The sequence below is a fragment of the Gluconobacter sp. genome (genome assembly GCF_047723935.1).
Classification (GTDB): Bacteria; Pseudomonadota; Alphaproteobacteria; order Acetobacterales; family Acetobacteraceae; genus Gluconobacter.
This window is the reverse complement of sequence record NZ_JBDOBO010000002.1, coordinates 35156-57646: the sequence shown is the minus strand read 5'-3', so window position 1 is coordinate 57646 and position 22491 is coordinate 35156. Positions and strand designations below refer to the sequence as shown.

General features: G+C 55.0%; 21 protein-coding genes and 1 tRNA gene. 15 read left to right on the top strand and 7 right to left on the bottom strand.

The features are described from left to right. Positions 1-143: 143 nt before the first annotated feature. Complete coding sequence (gene pqqA, locus ABF979_RS02460) at positions 144-224, bottom strand: pyrroloquinoline quinone precursor peptide PqqA (protein ID WP_010502998.1); 81 nt, start codon at positions 222-224, stop codon at positions 144-146. 174 nt (positions 225-398) lie between these two features. Between pqqA and ABF979_RS02455 the strand changes: the two genes are divergently transcribed. The 3 genes from ABF979_RS02455 (at position 399) to ABF979_RS02445 (ending at position 5178) form a co-directional block, all read left to right on the top strand. Continuing rightward, positions 399-1664, top strand: a complete 1266-nt coding sequence (locus ABF979_RS02455) for an AI-2E family transporter (protein ID WP_215749655.1) — start codon at positions 399-401, stop codon at positions 1662-1664. Between the two features lie 80 nt (positions 1665-1744). Next, a complete protein-coding gene (gene gmk, locus ABF979_RS02450) occupies positions 1745-2377 on the top strand; it encodes a guanylate kinase (RefSeq protein ID WP_415557582.1) in 633 nt (210 codons plus the stop codon). 182 nt (positions 2378-2559) lie between these two features. Beyond that, the gene (locus ABF979_RS02445; RefSeq protein WP_415557581.1) at positions 2560-5178 is read left to right on the top strand and encodes a TonB-dependent receptor plug domain-containing protein; all 2619 of its coding nucleotides are present in this window, start codon (positions 2560-2562) and stop codon (positions 5176-5178) included. A gap of 46 nt (positions 5179-5224) precedes the next feature. Here ABF979_RS02445 and ABF979_RS02440 read toward each other — a convergent pair whose 3' ends face one another. Then, entirely contained in the window at positions 5225-5998 is a 774-nt protein-coding gene (locus tag ABF979_RS02440) for an SDR family oxidoreductase (RefSeq protein ID WP_415557580.1), read from the bottom strand. 131 nt (positions 5999-6129) lie between these two features. Between ABF979_RS02440 and ABF979_RS02435 the strand changes: the two genes are divergently transcribed. Beyond that, positions 6130-7032, top strand: coding sequence for a LysR family transcriptional regulator (locus ABF979_RS02435; protein WP_415557579.1), 903 nt, complete (start codon positions 6130-6132; stop codon positions 7030-7032). A gap of 1 nt (position 7033) precedes the next feature. Here the strand turns inward: ABF979_RS02435 and ABF979_RS02430 are convergent, their stop codons facing one another. Next, positions 7034-7957 (bottom strand): slipin family protein, encoded by a 924-nt coding sequence (locus tag ABF979_RS02430; protein WP_415557578.1) that lies wholly within the window; start codon positions 7955-7957, stop codon positions 7034-7036. A gap of 2 nt (positions 7958-7959) precedes the next feature. Next, on the bottom strand, positions 7960-8400 hold the full coding sequence (locus ABF979_RS02425; protein ID WP_415557577.1) for a GntR family transcriptional regulator: 441 nt from the start codon (positions 8398-8400) through the stop codon (positions 7960-7962). Between the two features lie 118 nt (positions 8401-8518). Between ABF979_RS02425 and hisG the strand changes: the two genes are divergently transcribed. The 7 genes from hisG (at position 8519) to ABF979_RS02390 (ending at position 13121) form a co-directional block, all read left to right on the top strand. Further along, complete coding sequence (gene hisG, locus ABF979_RS02420) at positions 8519-9223, top strand: ATP phosphoribosyltransferase (protein ID WP_415557576.1); 705 nt, start codon at positions 8519-8521, stop codon at positions 9221-9223. Further along, positions 9220-10518 (top strand): histidinol dehydrogenase, encoded by a 1299-nt coding sequence (gene hisD / locus ABF979_RS02415; protein ID WP_415557575.1) that lies wholly within the window; start codon positions 9220-9222, stop codon positions 10516-10518. Before hisG ends, hisD begins: the two co-directional genes overlap by 4 nt. Positions 10519-10891: 373 nt before the next feature. After that, on the top strand, positions 10892-11110 hold the full coding sequence (gene infA, locus ABF979_RS02410) for a translation initiation factor IF-1 (protein ID WP_007282896.1): 219 nt from the start codon (positions 10892-10894) through the stop codon (positions 11108-11110). Between the two features lie 13 nt (positions 11111-11123). After that, entirely contained in the window at positions 11124-11771 is a 648-nt protein-coding gene (locus ABF979_RS02405) for a Maf family protein (protein WP_202206903.1), read from the top strand. Next, entirely contained in the window at positions 11768-12811 is a 1044-nt protein-coding gene (locus ABF979_RS02400; RefSeq protein WP_415557574.1) for a ribonuclease E/G, read from the top strand. The genes ABF979_RS02405 and ABF979_RS02400 overlap by 4 nt, the downstream gene beginning before the upstream one ends. Further along, entirely contained in the window at positions 12808-12984 is a 177-nt protein-coding gene (locus ABF979_RS02395) for a DNA gyrase inhibitor YacG (RefSeq protein ID WP_211502471.1), read from the top strand. The genes ABF979_RS02400 and ABF979_RS02395 overlap by 4 nt, the downstream gene beginning before the upstream one ends. 61 nt (positions 12985-13045) lie before the next feature. Beyond that, positions 13046-13121, top strand: a tRNA-Phe gene (locus ABF979_RS02390). Positions 13122-13208: 87 nt separating this feature from the next. Here ABF979_RS02390 and ABF979_RS02385 read toward each other — a convergent pair. Beyond that, on the bottom strand, positions 13209-13679 hold the full coding sequence (locus tag ABF979_RS02385; RefSeq protein WP_046900439.1) for an MgtC/SapB family protein: 471 nt from the start codon (positions 13677-13679) through the stop codon (positions 13209-13211). 57 nt (positions 13680-13736) lie between these two features. After that, complete coding sequence (locus ABF979_RS02380; RefSeq protein WP_415557573.1) at positions 13737-15671, bottom strand: GH32 C-terminal domain-containing protein; 1935 nt, start codon at positions 15669-15671, stop codon at positions 13737-13739. A gap of 110 nt (positions 15672-15781) precedes the next feature. Here ABF979_RS02380 and ABF979_RS02375 point away from each other — a divergent pair, with 110 nt between their 5' ends. The 4 genes from ABF979_RS02375 to ABF979_RS02360 all read left to right on the top strand — a co-directional run bounded on the left by ABF979_RS02375 (position 15782) and on the right by ABF979_RS02360 (position 21020). Further along, entirely contained in the window at positions 15782-16783 is a 1002-nt protein-coding gene (locus ABF979_RS02375) for a bile acid:sodium symporter family protein (RefSeq protein WP_415557572.1), read from the top strand. A 110-nt stretch (positions 16784-16893) separates the two neighbouring features. Then, positions 16894-17640, top strand: a complete 747-nt coding sequence (locus tag ABF979_RS02370) for a sulfotransferase family 2 domain-containing protein (RefSeq protein WP_415557571.1) — start codon at positions 16894-16896, stop codon at positions 17638-17640. Positions 17641-17864: 224 nt separating this feature from the next. After that, positions 17865-20354 (top strand): TonB-dependent receptor, encoded by a 2490-nt coding sequence (locus ABF979_RS02365; protein WP_202206897.1) that lies wholly within the window; start codon positions 17865-17867, stop codon positions 20352-20354. Positions 20355-20513: 159 nt separating this feature from the next. Continuing rightward, positions 20514-21020: a DUF892 family protein gene (locus tag ABF979_RS02360; protein WP_202206896.1), complete on the top strand. Its 507-nt coding sequence runs from the start codon at positions 20514-20516 to the stop codon at positions 21018-21020. An 18-nt stretch (positions 21021-21038) separates the two neighbouring features. Here the strand turns inward: ABF979_RS02360 and ABF979_RS02355 are convergent, their stop codons facing one another. Continuing rightward, on the bottom strand, positions 21039-22478 hold the full coding sequence (locus tag ABF979_RS02355; protein WP_415557570.1) for a discoidin domain-containing protein: 1440 nt from the start codon (positions 22476-22478) through the stop codon (positions 21039-21041). Between the last annotated feature and the right edge of the window lie 13 nt (positions 22479-22491).

The window sequence follows — 22491 nt, the reverse complement described above, 5'->3', positions numbered from 1 at the left end:
CCTTGGGGGCAACCCCCCCCCGCCCGCGGCCCCGCCCCCTAGCACAACAATAATTTTCCACAAACCCCCGGGGCAAGCATGAACAGAAAACGGCCGCCCCTGTGGGAGGCGGCCGCCATTTTTCCCCGAAAGGGAAAAGATGATTACTTCTTCTCGCCGCAGACGTACGAGTTGATTTCTGCGCCTAGCGGAATTTCGGTAACTTTCGGCGTGTTCCAAGCCATGGCTGTTCTCCTAGCTCCAGGTTCGCCAGCAGGGCAGACCCCCACCAGCTCTGATCATTATTTAGTTACCTCTTCCCACTGGAGTTCAAGAGGGTTTTTGGGCAGAACACGCAACTGTGTCCTCTGTCAGGGCTTTTACCCTGACGTCACCCTTCTCCGCTTCAGGCGTCAAACATGTCCGGCCGTCCGACAGAGCCTTCCGCAGTTTCCAGCCAGAAAGCCTCTCTTCCGCCGGAAGAGGATGCATCCGGCCCAAGTTGGCCCCCTCCGCGGGATAATGATGAACTGCCAGATCCGACGCTCGACCGTAACATATTACGTCAGCACCTGAACGTCCGGGACATCTGCGTTCTGATTCTGACAATTCTGGCCGTATTCTACTCTCTATACTTCACAGCCCCCATTCTTCTGCCGTTCGTGTTCGCACTGGTCGTCAATCTGATGATGATTGCCCCCATGCGCTTCCTTCGGCAGAGGCTTCATCTTCCCAAACATCTGGCTGCCCTTTTGTTGATCGTTGCCATGTTTGGCGTGGTTGGAGGGATTGCGACCACGATTTCAGTCCCGGCGGCAGGATGGATTTCCCGCGCACCACAGACCCTCCCTGCTCTTCAGAGCAAGCTGGCCGTCATGCGAGGGCCGATTGAAGTCATGCAGCGGGATTACATGCGGCTTTCCGGGATGTTCGGCGGCTACAGACCCTCTGGTTCTCATGCCGTAGCGGCTCCGATTGGTGGAGAGAATGCCCTCAGCCGCCTTGGAACGTCAGTTCTCGCGGGCACCAGGGAAATTGCAGGCGGCTTCTTTTCCATGTTGCTGATGCTCTTCTTCCTCATGACGGAAGGGGACACACTGCTGCGCCGGATTGTGGAAATCATGCCCACATTCCGGAAGAAGCGTCGGCTCGTTCAGATTACGACCCAGATCGAACGGAATGTCTCTCTGTATCTCGCGACCATCACGATGATGAATCTGCTGGTGGGGCTTGCGAACATGATCCAGTGCTGGGCAACGGGCATGCCCAATCCCCTGCTTTGGGGGGTTCTGGCTTTTCTGCTCAACTACATCCCGATCATCGGCCCCCTGACCGGAATGGTGGTCTATTTCGTTGTGGGGCTCTTTACCTTCCCGTCCCTGCTTTATGCGCTAGTTCCCCCTTCCATCTACCTGCTGATTCATGTGCTGGAAGGTGAAACCATCACCCCCATGCTTCTGGCCCGGCGCTTCACGCTGAACCCGGTTTTCGTGATGGGGTCTCTTCTGTTCTGGGACTGGATGTGGGGCATTTCCGGCGCCTTCCTGTCCGTCCCGATGCTCGCTGTTTTCAAGATCATCTGTGACCATATCGAGGTTCTGGCCCCCCTTGGCCACATCCTCGGCGGATCGCGCAGACGGTCTCTCAGCAGCGCAATAACAGCCCAGCTTCAGTCCGAAACCTGAGGAATATCTGGTCAGACAAGGGGTTTTCAGGCTAGAGGCAGCGACATTGTCCTGCCTCAGGAAACATCAAGGAGACCCTCATGATCCAACAGCCCCGACGCGGTGTCTGCCTGGTGATTTCAGCCCCCTCCGGTGCGGGTAAATCCACGATTGCAAACGCCCTTCGTGCGTCAGAGCCATCATTGAAGCACTCTGTTTCCGTGACGACCCGTGGGCCGCGTCCCGGTGAAGTCGAAGGTGTTCATTATCACTTCCGGGATATCGAGGCGTTTCGCACGATGGCAGATGCCGGAGAGCTTCTGGAATGGGCAGAAGTTTTCGGCCGTGGCTATGGCACGCCACGCGCGCCCGTTGAGGAGGCATTAGAGGCCGGTCATGACATGGTCTTTGACATTGACTGGCAAGGCCATCGCCAGCTGAGAGCCGCCCTCCCCGCAGACGTAGTGAGCCTGTTTGTTCTGCCACCCTCACTTGAAGAACTGGAACGCAGGCTCCACAAACGGGCCTCTGATGACCCGGCAGAAATTGCAAAGCGAATGAAAGCCGCGCTGGATGAAATTTCTCACTGGGCAGAGTTTGACCACACGATCATTAATTCTGACCTCGATACAGCTATCTCTCAAGCCAGATCAGTTCTGACTGCTGCACGGCTTGCGACACAGAGGCAGAGAAACCTCTCCAATATTGTAGCGGCCTTCAACAAGACCGCCTGACATCTTCAAAATCTGAATGTTCCAGAAGGCCGCAATTTACTGATTGTGGCCTTTGTTTCTTTTTCAGAATGACAAAACATTTCGGTATCAGAATTTGCATAGCCAGACGTAACGAGTTCGTTATGAATAATGACAGCAGCGTTGGTGCTGCAGAAGACCGTAGCTTATTGGGAGTCGACGGTATGTCATCAAGGCGTCTCTTTTTCTTCGCAACAACGTCTCTCCTGGCGTCCACCGTCGGAACCCATGCTTTTGCCGCAACACCTACGGCAACAGCGAATACTCATCCCAAAACCATCCATCATCATGCCACGCCTCAGGCAGCAACAACGCCCACGGCAGTGAAGCGACAGGCTGTGCAGCATCGCGCTGCTGAAGGTGGCAATGAGAGCATGATCGTTACGGGGACACATGCCAGTAACAAAAGGGCTCGAGACAGCTCGAGCCCGGTAACAGTCGTGTCCGCCGCAACGCTGCGACGGTCCGGCCAGATGAATCTGGCTGATGCCCTGACGCGCACCTATGCTTCGATCAACGTCTCTGCGAAGGGGAGTGATACTGCCGCTCTCACCTCCTCAATCCGGATGCGTGGCCTTAACCCAAACCAGGTGCTGATCCTGATTGATGGCAAGCGCCGCCACGTCACAGCCAACATCGTACAGAACGCCGGGCCCCAGTTTGGCTCCACGCCAGTCGATCTGAATATGATCCCGGCAAACATGATCGACCACATCGAAGTTCTGGAAGATGGCGCAGCAGCCATGTACGGCTCCGATGCGATTGCAGGCGTGGTGAACATCATCACCAAGAAGCAGAATCACGGGCTGAACATGTCCGCTCAAACTGGCGCGAACGCCTATAACGGAGACGGATGGCAGTACCAACTCAATGCTGATGGTGGCTTCAAACTTGGCCATGATGGTTTCATGCACATCAGCGGGCAAGTTTATCACACGGATCACTTTGTTGCTGGTGCGAATGACCATCGCCTTCTGGGAAGCTGGCCGGCAGGCGCCAACACCAATGGCTACTATACAGGCGTTGTGGCCAATGCCGTGAACGTGCCGAAAAATTCCAACAAGATCATGAGCACCCCAGAAGAAACCCGCGAAAATCTGGGGATTGATTTCGGGAAGCCGATTACTGAAAAAATCGATCTGTATGGACAGGTGACCTACGCCCATCGTCATGCCGAAGCCATTCAGAACTACCGCGTTCCTAGCATTGCCCCGACGCTTTATCCTTCCGGCTTCTCTCCGCTCGAAGTCATTGATGAAGACGACTACGCCGGTGAACTCGGCCTCAAAGGGCATGATTTCTATGGCTTCGACTGGGATCTGAGCACGGTTTACGGTGCAGATCAGGACAAGATCAGCAACAAGAACACGGCCAACACCGGTATGCTGGGCTCTACCTGCAATAACGGCAACGTCGCCAATTATTCCTCCACCGGGTGTGGCTGGTCTCCCACGACTGTGCGCGCGCTGAACTACCGTAATGCCCAGTGGACCAACAATCTGGATTTCCGCCGGAAGATCAACATCTTCAACACCGTCCCGATGGTTCTTGCCTTTGGGGGTGAACATCGCCTCGAGATGTATGACATCGTCGCTGGTGAACCCGCTTCTTACGAAGTCGGTGGCACGCAAGGGTATGCTGGCCTGCGACCACAGAATGCAGGCTCCTGGAGCCGAAACATCTGGGCCGCATATATTGATGGCGATTTCCACCCTCTGAAGCACTGGGATCTGGATTTCGCAGGCCGGTTCGAGCATTACACAGATGTTGGCAATGCCCAGAACGGCAAGGTCTCCACACGCTACGACGCAACGCCCTGGCTGGCCTTCCGCGGAACGATCAGCACAGGCTTCCGTGCCCCGACCCTCGCCGAGCAGCACTACAGCACGATGAGTGTGAGCCCGACTAGCGCCAGCGGTCTTCTGCCTGTCAGCTCCGCAGCAGCACAGATCCTGGGTGCCAGCCCGCTCAAGCCCGAATACTCCGTAAGCTCCAGTGGCGGCGTCGTCGTGGAACCGGTCAAGGGCTTCCACGTGGAGGCAGACGTCTATCAGATCAATCTGCGCAATCGCATTTCGCAAGGTGGAACCACGAAGGGTCAGGCGGCTGTCGACGCCATTCAGGCCATGGGTTACGCGCTGCCAGTCAACTCTTTTGATGTCAGCAACGTCTCGGCCTATTACTTTGCCAACGTTGCCAGTACGCGGACACAGGGCCTGGACATTAAGGCCGACTACACGTTCCACCTGCATCGCTACGGTAATCTCGCCCTCAGCATGGCGCTGGATCTGAACCGTACCCGCATGCATCATGTTGCCAGCGATACAAACGGCAACCCGCTGCTCAATGCGCAGACAATTGGTTACCTCACGACGGGCTACCCACGGAGCAAGATCATCCTCAACGCGTACTACACGGTTGGGAAATGGGACATCAACGTACGGCAGACGCGTTACGGCGAAACCACCAGCATGATGACCTATCAGGACTGGACGCCAACCTCTGCCACCTGCGCCGCTGCCGGCGGGGCCGCCCTTCGTTACTCCAACACCTGCTTTGGCCAGTTCAAGAACACTCCGCGCTGGCTGACCGATCTTGAAGTCGGCTATCGCTTCAACGAGCACTGGCATGTGGCTGTTGGCGGTAACAACGTGTTCAACGTTCGTCCCCGCAAGCTTCCGGAAGAGCTGAGCTCATACGGTGCTGCCGTCTATGACTCCAACTCTGCACAGGTGCCGATCAACGGCGGCTACTACTACGGCCGTATCAACGCGACATTCTGAGCCTGCAAAGGGCTGCCAGGGAGAAAACCCTGGCAGCCCTTGTTTCTTACTTGGTCGTGTATCCACCATTCACAAGAATGGTCTGACCCGTCATCCACCAGCCATCAGACACAAGCGTCCGGACAAAGGGGACAACATCCTCAATGTCGGTCAGGCCGGTCTTGCTCAGAGCGGACAGGGCAGCCGCTGTCTTGTGATATGCAACGGCATCCGCACCTTCCTGCCCATAAAAGAAGGGCGTATCCATTGGCCCGGGGCCAATCGCATTCACGGAAATGCCCCGTGCGCCGTACTCTTTGGAAGCAGCACGAGTGAAATGCTCGACAGCCGCTTTGCTTCCCGCATAGGTGGAGTAGAACGGCGTGTAAGCTCCCAGAAGTGACGTAACGAGCGTCAGAATCTTGCCGTTGTCGTTGAGATGTTCTCCGGCTTCTTTGATGAAGAAAAAAGCCGACTTCGTGTTCACGTCGAACATCTCGTCGAACTCCTGCTCAGACGTCTCTGCCATCGGCTTCTTGAGCACTTTGCCAACCGTATTGATCGCAATATCCGGCCGACCGATGGCAGCCAAAGCGTCAGCAAACAGCTTGGTGTTGCCATCCGCAGTTCTCAGGTCCTGCTGAAAAGCGACAGCCTCCACGCCCTGGGCTTTGAGAGCCGCGATCGTTTCGTCCGCAGCGGGTTTTGTCGCTGCACTGTTGTAGTGAATGGCGATGGCACGAGCCCCATGAGCCGCAAGATCCCGCGCGATCAGACCGCCAAGGTTCTTGGCGCCCCCAGCAATAAGAACCGTTTTTCCTTTGATACTGTGATCTGTCATGATCCGGTCTCCGCCTTTTTGAAATGGAACGCGCAGGCTACCGTCTGACGGAACATAACAAAGGCTGTATTCCTGACGACACCTGTCAGGAATCACGAACAAACTCAGGCCCCTGCTCTGCGGAGACTTTTTTGGACCGGATCGACCTCTTCCGCATTTTCACCAGAGTCGTTGAAACTTCCAGTTTCACACGCACGGCTGACATGCTGAACATGCCACGTTCGACCATCTCCACAGCCATTCGTGATCTGGAAACGCGAGCAGGAACGCGTTTGCTCGCCAGAACCACGCGCGCGGTCTCTCCCACTCAGGACGGACTGGCTTTTTACAAGCGTTGCCTGCGCGTCATCGGGGAGGTGGAGGACATTGAAACGCTGTTCCGGAAAGACCGTGACGGCCTCAGTGGTGTCGTAAGGGTCAATATGCCGGGCAGGATCGGACGTCTCATTGTTGCCCCGGCTTTACCCGATTTTTTATCCCGTCACCCTGGCTTGTCCGTCGATCTTGGCGTCACGGACCGAGCCATCAATCTGGTGGAAGACAGAGCAGATTGCGTTCTGCGTGTAGGGCCGTTGCAGGATTCCGGTCTCATCAGTCGCAGGATCGGAGAACTCAATCTGATTAACGTCGCGAGTGCGGCCTATCTTGACCAGTTTGGCAGCCCTGCCCACCCAGATGCCCTGAACGATCATTACGTGGTGCGATATGCATCCCCCGTCACTGGCCGACCGGAAGAATGGGAATGGCAGGAGGGCGGAGAGACCAAAACCGCTTCGCCACCCAGTCGCGTGACGGTGGATAACGCTGAAGCCCTCATTGCCTGCTGCCTGGCCGGGCTGGGTCTGATCCAGATTCCGGCCTATGACGTGCAGCAGCATATTCAGGGTGGAGAGCTCGTCAGCGTGATGCCTGAATGGTGCGCAGAGGCTCTGCCCATGACCATTCTATATCCACACAGGCACTCCGCTGGTGATCGTGTGACAACATTCGTGGACTGGCTGGAGCCTCTCATCAAAAGCCACGTTCTGACGTGATTCAGGCTGATGGTGCTTCAGAATCCGTTTGTGTTGCGGCCTGCACGGCCGCAGCAAAGGCGGTCGCACTTCCCATCGCATCGGCCATGGTGGTCGGCATCAGGATGGTCGTTCCACGGTTTTTATTCATCTCAAAAACGCGGTTGATCTGAAGAATCTGCAGGGCAATCGGGGAGGCTTCATACGTTTTGGCTGCAGCAGCCAACTCCACAGCAACAGCACGTTCGGCACTGGCGAGCGTAACACGCGCTGCACGTTCCCGCTCTGCCTGCGCCTGACGGCTCATCGCATCCTGCAAATTATCTGGCAGCTGAACATCACGGATCTCAACGGCCTGCACCGTAACACCCCATTCGCGCGTCTTGACCTCAATCAGGTCCCGAAGCTGGTCATCAATTCTGCGACGATCCTCCAGTAACACGGCAAGATCAGAGCTGCTGACCACCTCACGCAGGGTCGTCAGTGCCACCATGGACACGGACCCCTCATAGTCATCCAGCTCCGTGATGGCGCGGAGCGGATCATGAACCATCCAGAAAACAACAGCATCCACATCCACCGGCGTCGTATCGCGTGTCAGGGTTTGCCGCGTATGCACCGGAACTGTCCTGATCCGCTGATCAACCACTTCGGTGACCTGATCTACAAAAGGGATGATGAGAAACAGCCCAGGTCCCCGCAAACCCTGAATTTTACCAGCGCGCAAGACCAGAGCACGCTGCCAGGAGTTGCACATCTTCAGAGACAGAAGGACGAGAACGCCCAGCACCACGCCGATGATCGAGAAGGCGAAGTTAAAGGTCAGAACCTGTAAGCCCCCGCCGACCAGAATACACCCGAGAGCCAGTGCAATAGACACCGAATTGACAGGAAGGCCATTGCTGCGCCGCGACACGGACGACGGAAGTGTTGGATACGAAATCATGACTATGCCTTTCCGGCGCTGGTCTCTGGCGCGATTGTGGGCGAAGACGCTTCAAGAAGGTGCTGCATGGCCCGGAGGAGCTCGTCTGGATCGAGCCCCAAAGCATGGCTCCGGGCGATTGTTGCCGCAGCGAGATCCATGAGCTCTCCCTTCTTTCGATCAATATCGCCCGATGGAGGATGCTGGCTCACAAAACTGCCTCGCGCCCGATACGTCTCGATGGCACCCAGCCGTTCCAGTTCCGCGTAAGCACGCTGCACAGTGTTGAGATCAACCCGAAGATGAACTGACAACGCCCGCATCGTGGGAAGCTGGTCTCCCGGAGAAAGCAGACCTGAACCTATCGCTGTCAGGATACGCTCCCGCATCTGTGCGCGCAGGGGCAGGCCACTCGCAGCAGAAAGAGGGGTTGGAAACAGCAATGTCTCTATGTTTGCAGACATGCATACAAGATGCATCGATGTGCACCCTCCCTGTCAAGAAATTTTGGAAGACCGCCGCTTCGTGATATGCGCTGCTGTTCTCTTTTCATTGGCTGCGGACAGCAAGGACAGACGCCCCATGACAGCGCCTCAGACCGGAACGGACACTTCTGACCGAAGCGGTTCTCCGCTGATCCTTGCCCTTCCAAAAGGGCGGATTCTCAAGGCGTTAGCCCCCGTTCTGACACGAACAGGCATCGAACCCGATGCGGACTGCCTTCAGGAAAGCAGCCGTCGGCTGCGATTTGGCACCTCCTATCCAAATCTGGATGTTGTGCGCGTCCGTTCTTTCGACGTCGCAACTTTCGTAGCGTATGGTGGGGCGCATATCGGTGTCTGTGGCGCAGATGTCCTGATGGAATTCGACTATCCGGATATTTACGCTCCGCTTGATCTCGGGATTGGTGGCTGCCGGATTGCCGTGGCGCGCCCCAAAACCGTCACCGAAGATCCGGCAGCCTCTCAGTCACGCCTGCGTGTCGCCACAAAATATCCGACCATTGCGCGGCGTCACTTCGCGTCTCGTGCCGTGAATGCAGAAATCGTGCATCTGAACGGTGCCATGGAGCTTGCGCCGACCCTGGATCTGGCGAGCGTAATCGTGGATCTGGTTGATACGGGCTCCACTCTCCGTGCCAACGGCCTCATGGAAACCGAAACCATTGCACACGTCACCAGCCGCCTGATCGTCAATCGCGTTGCGCTCAAGACGCGCCCTGAAGAAATCGGGGCACTGATCGAGCGATTCCGTGCAGCCCTCAACACTGAGGGGACGTCAAAATGAAACGTCTCGACACCCTGAGCGCCAGTTTTGAACAGGATCTTGCGAGCCTTCTGGCAGATCGCAGCAGCGACGAGCGCAGCGTTGCGGAGCCGGTCCGAGCCATCCTGACTGACGTTCGTCAGCGCGGGGACGAGGCGCTCTGTGACTATACGGCCCGCTTTGACCGCCTGACTCTGCCTGCTGAAAAACTACGCATCAGCGCGGAAGAAATTGCCACGCAGGCAGATCTTGTCCCGTCAGACCTGATGGATGCTCTCAAAACCGCTGCCCGGCGCATTGAAGCGTTCCATGCTGCACAGATGCCGAAGGATCTGGATTTCACGGACGACGAAGGAATCCGCCTTGGCATGCGCTGGACGGCTCTGGATGCCGTGGGTCTTTATGTGCCCGGCGGAAAAGCCGCTTATCCTTCCTCGGTGCTGATGAATGCCCTTCCCGCGCGCGTCGCTGGGGTGCAACGCGTGGCCATGTGTGTTCCGTCTCCTGATGGTGTGCTGAACCCACTTGTTCTGGCCGCGGCCCGCCTTTGTGGCGTGGAAGAAATTTATCGGATCGGCGGTGCACAGGCTGTGGGCGCCATGGCGTACGGAACAGAACTGATTGCTCCGGTGGACCGGATCGTCGGTCCAGGCAATGCGTTCGTGGCGGAGGCCAAGCGACAGGTCTTTGGCCATGTTGGCATCGACAGCATCGCCGGGCCTTCGGAAGTTGTCGTTGTGGCAGATGGGAATAATGATCCCCGTCTGGCAGCAGTCGATCTTCTGGCGCAGGCTGAACATGATGAACAGGCACAGGCCATTCTCATCACCACGGATGCCGCGTTTGCAGACGCAGTAACGGTGGCTGTCCAGACAGAGCTGGAAACCCTTCCCCGTACCGTTATCGCGGCCAAAAGCTGGGAAGACCATGGTGCAGTCATTGTCGTTCGGAATCTGGATGAAGCCGCCCGGATTGTGAACCAGCTTGCTCCTGAACATCTTGAAGTGCTGCTCGACGAACCGCGTGCCTTCAGTGCAAAAATCCGCCACGCGGGGGCCATCTTTATGGGCCGCTACTGCCCGGAAGCTGTGGGCGATTACGTTGGTGGCCCCAACCACGTTCTGCCCACAAGCCGCACGGCCCGTTTCGCCTCAGGGCTTTCTGTGTTCGACTTCATCAAACGCACAACGACCATTGAGGCGGATGAAGCCGGGCTTGAAAAGATCGGCCCCGCTGGGGTTGCTCTCGCACAGGCAGAGGGGCTGGATGCCCATGCTCTGAGTCTTTCCCTTCGTCTGGGCCAGCTCAAACACTAAGTCTTTGCCCACCTCTCATTGGGGTGGGCAAATGTTCCTCTTCGCACATAGCTCTCTGTGACCTTAAAAAGAGAAACCTCTGTAGCTGAAGCTACGATATCTCTCCCCTGCGACGAAAACGGTCATGAACAGGCTCACATGATCCACCTTACCAAGGTGCCATCCCTCCACTACCTTTTTCGTACCGGGTGCATGGACAATCCGCATGTCCTGTGGGAAGCCCACAATCATTTCAGCCAAAAACATCAGAAAAACCGCGTTAAGCTTGACCTTTTGCCGGACAGTCCGCACATAGCGGAACTGGATTTTCAGGCTCCGATCGGGGCCACTGCCATCCGCAGACCTTTACCCTGTCCCTGAAGCAAGGATTCCCATGTCCAAAGAAGACCTTATCGAGTTCACCGGCACCGTCATGGAACTGCTGCCCAACGCCATGTTCCGTGTCACGCTCGACAACGAGCACACCATTCTCGCTCATACGAGCGGCAAGATGCGCAAGAACCGTATCCGCGTTCTCGCTGGTGACCGCGTGAACGTTGAAATGACCCCATACGACCTGTCCAAGGGCCGGATCACGTTCCGCTTCAAGTAAGAGACTGCGGCGTATGCCCATTTCCCAGTCTCCTGTGCCTGAAAATGGCATGACAGATCGCCCGGCGCTTGTTCTGGCGTCTGCCTCCCCCCGACGTCTGGCTCTTCTGAAGCAGATTGGAATCGTGCCTGATGCCGTCATCAGCACAGATGTGGATGAGGAACCGCGCCCCGGAGAACTTCCCCGCGCGCTGGTACAACGTCTGGCCCGAACAAAAGCTGACCATGCAGCAGCACAGCGTCAGGATGCAGCTCTGGTCATCGGTGCGGATACTGTCGTTGCGGTCGGCCGACGCATTCTCCCCAAAGCGGAGGATGAACAGACTGCACGCGCGTGTCTGCGGCTGCTTTCAGGCCGAAACCACAAAGTGCTGACCGCAGTGGCTCTGCGTCCCACCTCTGCTTGGACGGACGGTGTGGCCAATGAGCGCCTTGTGGAAACGGCCGTTACGTTCCACCGCCTTACTGACAGGCAGATCGACGCACTGATCGCCAACGGAGACTGGCAGGGCAAGGCTGGCGGCTACGCGATCCAAGGGGCTGCCGCAGCTCATATCCGGCAAATTGGCGGCAGTTACTCTGCTGTTGTGGGTCTCCCGTTGTTCGAAACTGCACAGCTTCTGCGCGGGCAGCACCGTCGTCAGGGTGGGTGGATCGCGTGATCGAGATCCGCGCCGCCTGCTCTCCGGGCGATGTGCGGATTGCGGTTACGGACCATGAAACCCTTCTGGATGCTGCCATTTGGCGTCCCGGCCTTCCGGATGGGTTTGATGACTGGCATATTGCGCGCATCCAAACGGTCGCTCCCGCACTGGGCGGGGCCTTTGTCACACTCCACAACGGAGACAATGGCTTTCTGTCCTGCAGGGACGCGCTGGTTCAAGGAGAACTGATCTCCGTCCGCGTCAGCCGCTCCGCACAGAATGGCAAGGGCCTGCGCCTGCGTAAAGCAGAGTCTGTGCCGGATATGCCTGTTGCACCGACGCTTCTGGCATGCGGTCCTTCACCGCTGGAAGAGCTGGCAGACCGCTATCCTGACACCCCTCTGTACGTTGATGCGCCAGGTGTTGCCGCTCGCCTTCCGGCCCGACTGCGCCCCCGGTTTCAGCGATGCCAGCAGGCTTTTGACGACACGCTGGAAAGCGACTTTGACGAACTTGGCTCCGAATTTGCAGATCTTGGCCAACTGACAGCCAGTATCTTTCCCACCCCCGCCCTGATCGCCATAGACCTGGACAGCGCCAGCGCTCCTGACTTCAAGGGAAACGTTGCAAGCTTTCCAGCCTTGGCGCGCCAGATCCGCCTCCGCAATCTGTCAGGGACGCTGCTGGTTGATCCCGCAGGCGTTAAAAGCCGCAAGAGGCCTGCCCTCGTCAGCTTCCTGCGCGATGCCCTGTTGGATGATCCGTTGAAGTCGCAAGTGCTCGGAGCCACGCCTTCCGGTCTTCTGGAAATCACTCGCCCGCGGCGCAGACCTCCCTTGCATGAGCTTTTGTCCTCCCCACATGGGAGGGCGCTGTCAGTGCTCCGCACCATTTTGCGAGAAGACCGCAAGGGTCGCACTCTGACAGCATCCATTTCTCTCTTCAGGGCTCTAGAGAACGATCCGGAAGCCATGAGCGACTTCATTTCCCGCCGGGCCGCTCCCTTGGAGCTGGTCATGGATCCAAACGCACCCCCTGCAAGCTGGAGCCTGTCATGAGTGCCACCTGCCCTATCTGCAATCGTCCAACGGAACCGGCTTTTCGGCCCTTCTGCTCACAGCACTGTGCAGACATTGATCTGGGGCGCTGGTTCAACGGTAACTACCGCGTTCCGTCCTTCAGGCAGGATAATGAAGAAGACTCTGAAGAATATCCTCATACTGAGGGTTGATCCCAAGCGAATCATCAGCTAAACCCCGTTTCCGCAGCGGGTGTCTCACCTTAAGCTCGGTGCCCAAGTAGCTCAGTTGGTAGAGCATGCGACTGAAAATCGCAGTGTCACTGGTTCGATCCCGGTCTTGGGCACCATTTTTTCCAGAAAATAAAAAAATCTGTTTGTGCTAAGCCTTAAAGCCTAGCTCGTCTTAGCTGCGCCGAGACTCATGAACAGAGCCGTCATTCCTGATCCACTGCATCAATCTGTGGCGGCAGGCGGCGATCGATCCATTTCACCAGAACTCTCAACACCGTATTGGCACCAAGAATAAAAACGGTGAGCAGAGCTGCCTCCGCAATCATGTCGCACCCTGTGCACGCGCCGATGGCTGCTGAGCACCAGAGTGTTGCCGCAGTGTTCAGGCCCCGCACGTTGGGGCCATCTTTCATGATGACGCCAGCGCCAAGAAATCCGACACCTGACACGACATAGGCAATTACGCGGATGGCCGAGACATCTCCGCCAATACGCTCTGCGAGATCTACAAAAGCGGACGCACCAATCGCGACCAGCGCGTTGGTGCGTAACCCGGCGGTCCGTTGGCGGAACTGACGTTCCGCCCCGATCAGCGTCCCAAATACAAAAGCAGCCAGATAGCTTCCGAACGTATCCAGAAAGGAGTGCGCATCAAAGGTCTGGGTAAAATGCATTGTTACTCTTTCGCTGCCTGCCGTGTATCGCGGTTCAGAAGCCTTGGCTGTTTGCGATCATACGGCGGTCGGACGATCCATGGTTTTCCGCAGAGGATACAGACTGAGATTTTCGATGGTTGCACCAGCGTTTGTTGCCTGAAGACTGAGTGTATCCAAGGGACTTGCAGGAAACACCAGAGCTGTCCCGACCGACAAGCCATCATTGATGAAGATTTCGAGCGCACACGCATCCAGAACCAGTTTCAACGAGAAACGTCGGCTGTTTGCCGTCAGTGGCGTGGAGAACCTCTCAGTGAAAAATGGCTGCGAAAAACCATGCAGATCTCCGCGATCCAGCCAGAGCTGAGCTGAAAATGCGTCAAACCCGATAGACAGAGACTCTCCCTGCCCGTTGGAGAAGACAATCAGGAAGCGACCCGCTCGCCCCTTGTTGCCATCAGGTTGCGGGTTTCTACGCTCATCCACAGTTACCGTCAGAGAGAGTTCAATAGCCTGTCCTGTGGGGATGGAGACCTGAACGCCGCTCTGGGCAGCAATACGCTCAACCCGAAAGGGAATCTGCTCGCCTCTCAGCGCTTCCAGTCCTCGAGGACGCTGCACCAACCGTAACCAGTTCATATCGTCCCGCCTGAGCGACAAGGTTCGCGGAAGGGTCATAAGACCGCGCCAGCTTCTGTTCGGAACCTCTTCGCAATACTGCCAGTTTCCAAACCAGGCGAAATAGACAGCTTCATTGCGCGGCATGTTTTCATAAACCTGCATGGCGTAGCTGTCTTTGGCGAAGTCCGTCAGGCCTATGACCGTGTTCTCGGGGATAAAGCGCTCACCGTCGAAGTCACCAACGAAATACTGCGTGACACTTCCGCCCTGTGGTCCACCCGGATTGACCGAGACAAACAGAACCCAACGGGATGCCTTCCCCTCATCCTCAACCGGCAATTCAATAAGGTTGGGACATTCATAATCCACGCCGAACAGACCTGCTGGCCCGAAATCACTGAGATGCATCCAGTGTTTCAAATCAATTGATCCGTAGAAGGCCACCCTGTGAGCCCGAGCCTTCACGACGACCATGACCCACTTTCCACTAGGTTCGTGCCAGAACACTTTCGGATCGCGGAAAGAGTTCAGCCCGATATCCAGAACGGGGTTGTGCTCGTAGTCGATAAAGCGCTTACCGCCATCCGGACTCCATGCCAGATACTGCGTCTGCTTCTGGGGTGTAGCGCGCGTGTAAAGAGCGACCAGACCACCCGGCGTGGATGGTAACGGAGGAACCGAAGGAGCCGCTGGCGGAAGTTCAGCTGTTGTCGGTGGATCAAAGACATGTCCGAAGGGAGCATTCGTCCCCGGACCAAGAACATCCATGTTTTCCGGCGAAAATGGTACATCTGACGTGGCCTTGGTCAAGCCGGGTGCCAAGGCCTCAACTGCCGCCTGCGTTGCCGTCTTGGGAGCGGGTGGAGTGTCCCCTTGCGTAGGAGAGTTTTCCTTCGGAGGGAAAAGACCAGAATCATTATTCCGGTCCAGAACCACGCACCCTGAATACGCTTCGCCAGCAGCTGTCTGATCAATCGCGATAGGTTGATCCTGCCACGTGTATAAATCCGTACTGGTTGCATGACCCCAGTGAACCTGACCCGCATAGGGTGCGAAAGGGTCGTACTGGTAATAGAGATGATACGTCTGGCCGTCGAAAATCAGTCCGTTGGGATCATTCATGAACCCGGTCTGCGGCGAGAAATGAACCGTTGGGCGATAGAGATAGTCACTCTGCGTTCTGACAACAGGCTGGCTTGCTATCCCCGGATGATTGCCTGGCTCCTGATGGGAATTGCTGGGTTCATCGTGATGAGGGGTCATTGCAGACATCGGCGTTTCCTCGGCGGCTCTGGCAATCCGGCTACTGCCGACAGCAGCTCCTGCGGCTAAAATGCTGGCCAGAGCCGTGCGGCGCCCGAGTTCGGGCCTGTCGTTTCGATCTGTCATACCTCCACCATACAGAAGGATGCTTAACCCGGAAGCCTTTCAGGAAAGACCTGTCTTCAAAAAGAGGAAGGACATTGCATGTCCGTTGCGAATACGCACATAAGGACGTCATGAAGCGCTTAGACCCTTTCCTGATGGCCCTGATCTGCGCGATCGTCCTGGCCTCCGTCCTGCCCTGCCGCGGGGAAATGCAACATATCCTGCAGCAGGTCGTCACGGTTCTCATCACCTTGATGTTCTTCTTCCAAGGGGCCAAACTTGAGCGCCATGCCATTATCGAAAGCGTGCGTGACTGGCGCCTTCAGGGAACGGTTCTGCTCTGCACATTTGCTCTCTTCCCGCTTCTTGGCATCGGGCTGCATCTGCTCTTCCGCAATTTGTTCCCGAATGCGCTGTTCGGAGAAGATCTGTGGGCTGGCATTCTTTTCCTGTGCTGCCTGCCTTCAACCGTTCAGTCCTCGATTGCCCTGACTTCGATTGCACGCGGCAATGTTCCTGCGGCCATCTGCGCAGCCACTGTGTCGAATATTGCAGGCATTGCATTGACCCCTCTTCTGACAGGCATTGTCCTTGGTCACGTTGGTGCAGGTCATTCACCCCTTGAGAGCGTTCTGGACGTTGCAAAGGAACTGCTTCTTCCGTTCATTCTCGGGCAGATCCTTCAGAAATGGATTGGCCCGATTGTCAAACGCCACAAATTCCTGATCTCGTTCACAGATCGTGGCTCCATCGTCGTTGTCGTCTACACCGCGTTCAGTTCAGCCGTTGTCGAAGGCATCTGGCACCGCGTTTCACCGCTTCATTTGCTTGAGGTGGCATTGCTGGACAGCCTCATGCTGGCGCTGGTGCTGGTGCTGGTGGCCTCGCACTTCATGGGCAAGGGCATGAATCAATCCACGGAAAACAGCATCGCGCTTCAATTCTGTGGTTCAAAAAAATCGCTGGCCTCTGGTGTTCCGATGGCGAGCGTTATCTTTCCCTCTGCCTCGGTAGGCATCATTGTTCTGCCTCTCATGATCTATCACCAGATCCAGCTTTTCACTTGCACGCTTCTGGCTCGCCATTACGGAAAACGCATCGGTTTGGAAGCACCTTCAAAGCCCCACTCCTGAGCTTCATGTCAGAGTTGTTAAAGAGGTTTCCTTTTGTCACGAGGTGGTCTTTGACCCCCTCAGGTTCGTAGACCAGTGTGGCCCAAGTTTGAAAACCGGAGCCACAGACCATGCCGTCATACTCGACCCTGATTCAGGAAAAGGTCCCTGAATCGTCGGTACTCAGGCCTGTGCCAGACGGTATTCCACAGTCCCTTCTCTGCCGGCTTTTCCGCGTTCAGCAATTCAATGATATTCACGAACGGGCTGCAGAATTGCGTCTTCGCCTGCCCTTGGGCAAAAAGCGCCTGAAACGCTTGGAATGTATTCGAAGTGCTGGCGCACTGTTTATTCATGTTCCCAAGAACGGGGGCACATCCATCTGTAACCAGCTTTACGGCTGTTCCATGATGCATCAGACGTTCCGGTACTATCGTCATGTCACGCCGGAACTCTCCAGAGAACTACCGAGCTTTGCCATCTGGCGCGATCCGGTAGAACGATTTGTTTCCGCGTGGGCCTTTGCAAGAAAAGGCGGCACTTCAACGGTCAGGATTCACCCTTCTGTCAATGCACTTTACCGCTCTTTCGATACGCTGGATGATGCCATCACACATGTAGAAAGCCAGTCATCCCCATATGATGTGGATCATGTTTTCCGCCCACAGGCTTGGTACATTTGCGGAAAAGACGGAAAGCTGGAAGTAGATCGCCTGTTTCCTATGAAACAAATTGCGCAGCTTCCGGAGCTTGTTCCCGCCATGAAGGGACACATCATCCCTCACTTGAACCAGAACCCGCACGCAATCGAAGTCACGGCACTTCAGGAACGCAGAATCCGCAGGCTGTACCAACAGGACGAAGCGTTACGGCCGTAAGGCCAAGAATAGAGGAGAAGAGAAATATTCTCCTTTTCTCTAAACTGTCACAAAGCATACAGCTATCGCTCTATAAATAGCTTCCGAACGACTGCATTGTTGCGAAATTACCATACACACTAAATGTCATAGTGTGACTAACATCATCTGATTGAAGATCATTTCAAACCATGGTCTTTCTCAGCCATACCAACCCCACCTGGCCGAGAAAGACCCCACAGACGATGCGCCTTACACGCCTCCTCTCGACCTCTGCGCTGATCGCATTTGGCACACTGCCAGCACTTGCAGCGCCTGTTTCAGATACGAAACATCAGTCTCAAAAATCCCATCCGAAAACGGAAGTAGCGGCTCCATCCATGATGGGTAGTACGGCTCCTACCGATGTGCATGAAGAGCATGTCTCCGTCAGCGGCCGTCATTCTTTCGATGGCGTAACGCGTCGTGCCGTGGGTGGTGGTTTGATGGAGAAGCAGGATAGCGCCAAATCTGTCTCGGCTGTCTCTCGCGACTTCATCGAGAAGCAGGTTCCGGGCGCTGACCCAATGCAGCTGATCTCTCTGCTTCCGGGTGCAAACGTTTCGTCTGGTGACCCTGCAGGCCTGACGGGCAGTTCCATGAGCATGCGTGGACTGGATCAGTCCCAGATCGGCTTCACACTCGAAGGTTTTCCGATCAACGACATCGGTAACTTCGCGGTTTACTCTCAGGAAATCGTAGACTCCGAAAACCTTCGTACCGTTCGCGTAGCCCAGGGCTCCGCTGACCTCGACAGCCCACATATCAGCTCTACCGGCGGCGTGGTCGATATGTACATGATTGATCCCACCATGAAGAGTGGTGGTCGTCTTGGAGTCAGCTACGGGTCCTATGATTACACCCGCGGCTTTCTGCGCCTGGATACGGGCAAAATCGGTAACACCAATCTCCGCGCATACTTCTCAGGCTCCTATGCCACGGAAGGCGTGAACAACAGCGATGCGACAAACCGCAAGCTGCACGCAGAAACCAAGATCGTGAACGACTGGGGCGATGGAAACCGCGTCTCTCTCGCGATCGTGGGGAACCGACTGTACAACTACTTGACCCCGAACGTGAACAAGGCCTCTTGGGATGCCTATGGCCGCGGGGTTAAGGATCGCTACGTTGCTCCGGGACGAAACGCAGCGGGTCAATCGATTTCCAATACTGTCTGGAACTCCTCCTACGATCCCTCCGCGTCTGACAATGGCGCTTCTTATTACAAGCTCCATCAGAACCCGTTCACCAATATTTATGCCAGCGCACCGTCAACCTTTAAGCTGACAGACCATCTTGTTCTGACTGAAACGCCTTATTTCTGGTATGGTGATGGCAGCGGCGGAAGTGGTCGCTACACGAACCTGGACTCCCTGAATTATGGTGAGCAGTCTGTAACAGGCTCCCTGAACGGCGCGGGAGGTCGGCGGATGCTTTACAACCCGTCCCTGACCAAGACGTATCGCCCAGGTGCTGTCACGAAGCTCACCCTGACAACAGGCAACAACCGCCTGATGGTCGGTTACTGGTTCGAATATTCCAAGCAGGCGCAGCAGGCACCTTATACGGGCGTTGGTGCTGATGGTAACCCTTGGAATGTCTGGGGGAGCGATGCAAATGCCATCCTGTCCAATGGCCAGACTTACCAATTCCGCGATAGCCTGACACAGACACGCGTGCATACGATGTTCATTGGTGACACACTGTCGCTACTGAACAACAAGCTGACCATTGATGCTGGCTTCAAATACGCAATCGTTCTGAGAAGTGGGACGAATATGCTGCCGGATACCTCTACAGGGCGAAATAGCAGCCATACGTATCAGGAACCGCTACCAACAGTAGCCATCCGTTACCAGATCAACCCTGAAAACCAGATCTTTGTTTCTGGTGCCACTAATTTCCGGATGCCAACCAATTACGCCCTGTATGATGCTGGCGTTTACAGTGCCAGAAGCCATGCCTACGCAACTCAGGCAAACCTAAACCAGAACCCAGAAATCTCGATTTCAGAAGAAGTTGGATACCGTTACACTGGCAAAACCATTATGGGGTCCATCACGTACTTCCATTATGATTTCACGAACCGTCTGATGTCATCCAGCCAGTGTTTGGATAGCCTCTGCCAGAACTTTGTCTCCACCAACGTCAATGCAGGCGGTCAGACAACAAACGGCGTAGATGCTGAAATTGGTACGCGGCCAATCTTCCGTTACTTCCGCCCATATGTGTCCTTCGAGTATGTTGATGCCCGCCTGGGCAGCAACCTTCAGGCTGGTAGCGGCTCTGGCATCGATTATCTCCATACCAAGGGCAAATTCGCTCCGGAAACACCGAAGTTCCAGGTTGGCTTCAACCTTGATTATGACGATGGCCATCTGTTCGGTGGTTACAACCTGAAGTATGTGTCCCGCCAGTACTCCACGTTCATGAACGACCAGTCCATTCCGGGCTATGTCCTGATGAACGCGAACATCGGCTATCGCTTCGGCAACCTTGGCTTTTTGCAGGCTCCGAACGTTCGCATTAACTTCTCCAATCTGTCGGACAAGGCCTACCTGGGCTTCGTCAAGGGCATTCAGACCAACGCAAAACAGCAGACTGGTATCTTCGGCAAGACTATCAGCGGTTCTGCTCCAACATATGCGATTGCAGCTCCATTCGCCGCTATTGCGAGTGTAAGCGCCGGTTTCTGATATTCAGAACCAGACGCCGCGTTATTCAGTCCTCGTGCCAGCCTTTGGCATGAGGACTTTTTTTATGCCGCTCTCCAATTTTGATCATGACGTTGACAGTTCACTCGCCATGAACAGATATAGGCTCAGATCCCGTCATCGTGACGCTAGAGGAAACCAATGGCTGGCAGAACCAAGTCCACAGAAACAACAGCACTGGATATTTATCTGGAGCGGTTGCAGGACCATCTGGCGATCGAGACCAAAGCCATCGAAACCGTTCTTTCAGAACTGCCATTCTGTGAGCGCTATGGAAGTGTCAGTGCCCAGATGAAGCAGGATCTCATCCTGCGCCGACAGCATGTCAGCGACATTACGGCGATTCTTAGCCGGCATGGCAGGCACACACCCGCGACCCATGAGACGGTTTCTTCCATTCTCAGCACTGTCTCCAGTCTGCTGGTCACCGGCGAGGAAAGTAATCTTCTCAAGAACGTTCTTACAGACGTGAGTTACCGCGCTCATCAAATCGCATCTTTGAATATACTTATGATCCTGGCAGATCGACTGGGTTTTAGCAGCGATCTTTCTCTTTTAGAGCGCCTCCGTAGTGAAGAAGTAGCCTCGACTGAAACGCTGCAAGAGAACCTTCCAGATATCGTTACACAATATCTCCTCAACCATTGAGACTATATTTTTTGGGCTTCAGTCAACGTTCCCATAAACCTGGACCTGGCTGAAATGCAGGTATGTCTTTTCACCAAGAACTGTAATCCTTACAAACCTTGCCTTAACGCCTTCCGGGGTTGTCCAGATATAGGGTGTGCCGTCAGCACCACCGAAAATCTGTCCATCTTCTTTGCGATGCACTTCAGTCCAGGATTCTCCATCAGTTGAAACGGAAATTGTCAGATTAGCTGCGCGTTCCAATGCGGAATCAAGTCGGTTAAACAGCCGTACTTCGTGAACACAGGCTTTTTCCTGAAGATCGACCCGCCACCAGGGATTCTTCTCTTCAGCAGTATGGTGAGCTGGAAAATTTCCAATTTGTCCCGAGAGAGGACCTTCCGCGTCATCCTCTGAAGAAATTTCCGAAAACGTTGAAGATTGTGTTGCGGAACAACCTTCTGACAGCAGCGGCCAAGTAGAAATTGGGAAAACGCAGGTTAGCCGAGCATCGGACAATTTCTTCCAGTAATCAGCTAGATAGGTGTCCTGAACGGCATTCGTCATGGAGAAAAAAACTGCCCGTTCTGCCTGCGTCATACTCTGCCAGGTTTTTTGAGCAATGAAATTTCCGACAACGCTCCGCTTTGCCCGAATCTCAAAATCCTGTTCAGACTTGATATTGTAATGAGCAATAAAAGCCACATCCACGATGGCGCGGTTACGCTGGTTCTCCTTCAGATATGCCCAGGCTTTTTCAGGAAAATTGTCATAGTACCCATGCATGGAATCTCCCAGAACATTAATTGCCCTGAGATCTGGCGCTACAGTAAGAAGGTTATGATGAATAGCTTCATGCGGGTTCTCAAATATAGCCTCGTACGGAACCATCGCTGAACGTACAAGAATTTTTGTAAAAGGCGTCGCTCCATCTTCGCGACGTATATAGTTGGTTAGCACAGCACCTTTAGGTCTGGTTTTATAACCATTATGACCAAAAAATGACCAATTGAAGTAAAGAGCATCAAGCGGAGGAAATTTTTCAAGAAATTTCCCGATATCATCGCAATCTTTTAGGCAAAGAAATTCATCGACATCCAAAAACATATGCCACTCGGTTTCAGTCGAGTAGTGGCGTAAATAATGAAAGAACATCTGAAACTGGGCACCGACAATCCCATAGTGAACGAATGTCACCTTAGGATTTTGTCCAACAGTTAAAGGAAGAATTTCATTGTAAAGTTCGGCCGGATCATCATCATTGCAATATATATAGACATGATCAAACCCTATCGAAAAATGATAGGTAAGCCATTCCAAAATATACGGTGTTTCCCAACGGACTGTAGTTACCAAGGAAAATTGATGCTTTGGAGAAGGTCGTTGTCCTCCTCCAGCAATCACTTCACGAGGGGCAGTACCGTAGGCCGTCCAACTATCCATAAATCCGGCATAGGGTGGGTCGTCTCGCCTCGTCAAGGCCTCCTTCTGA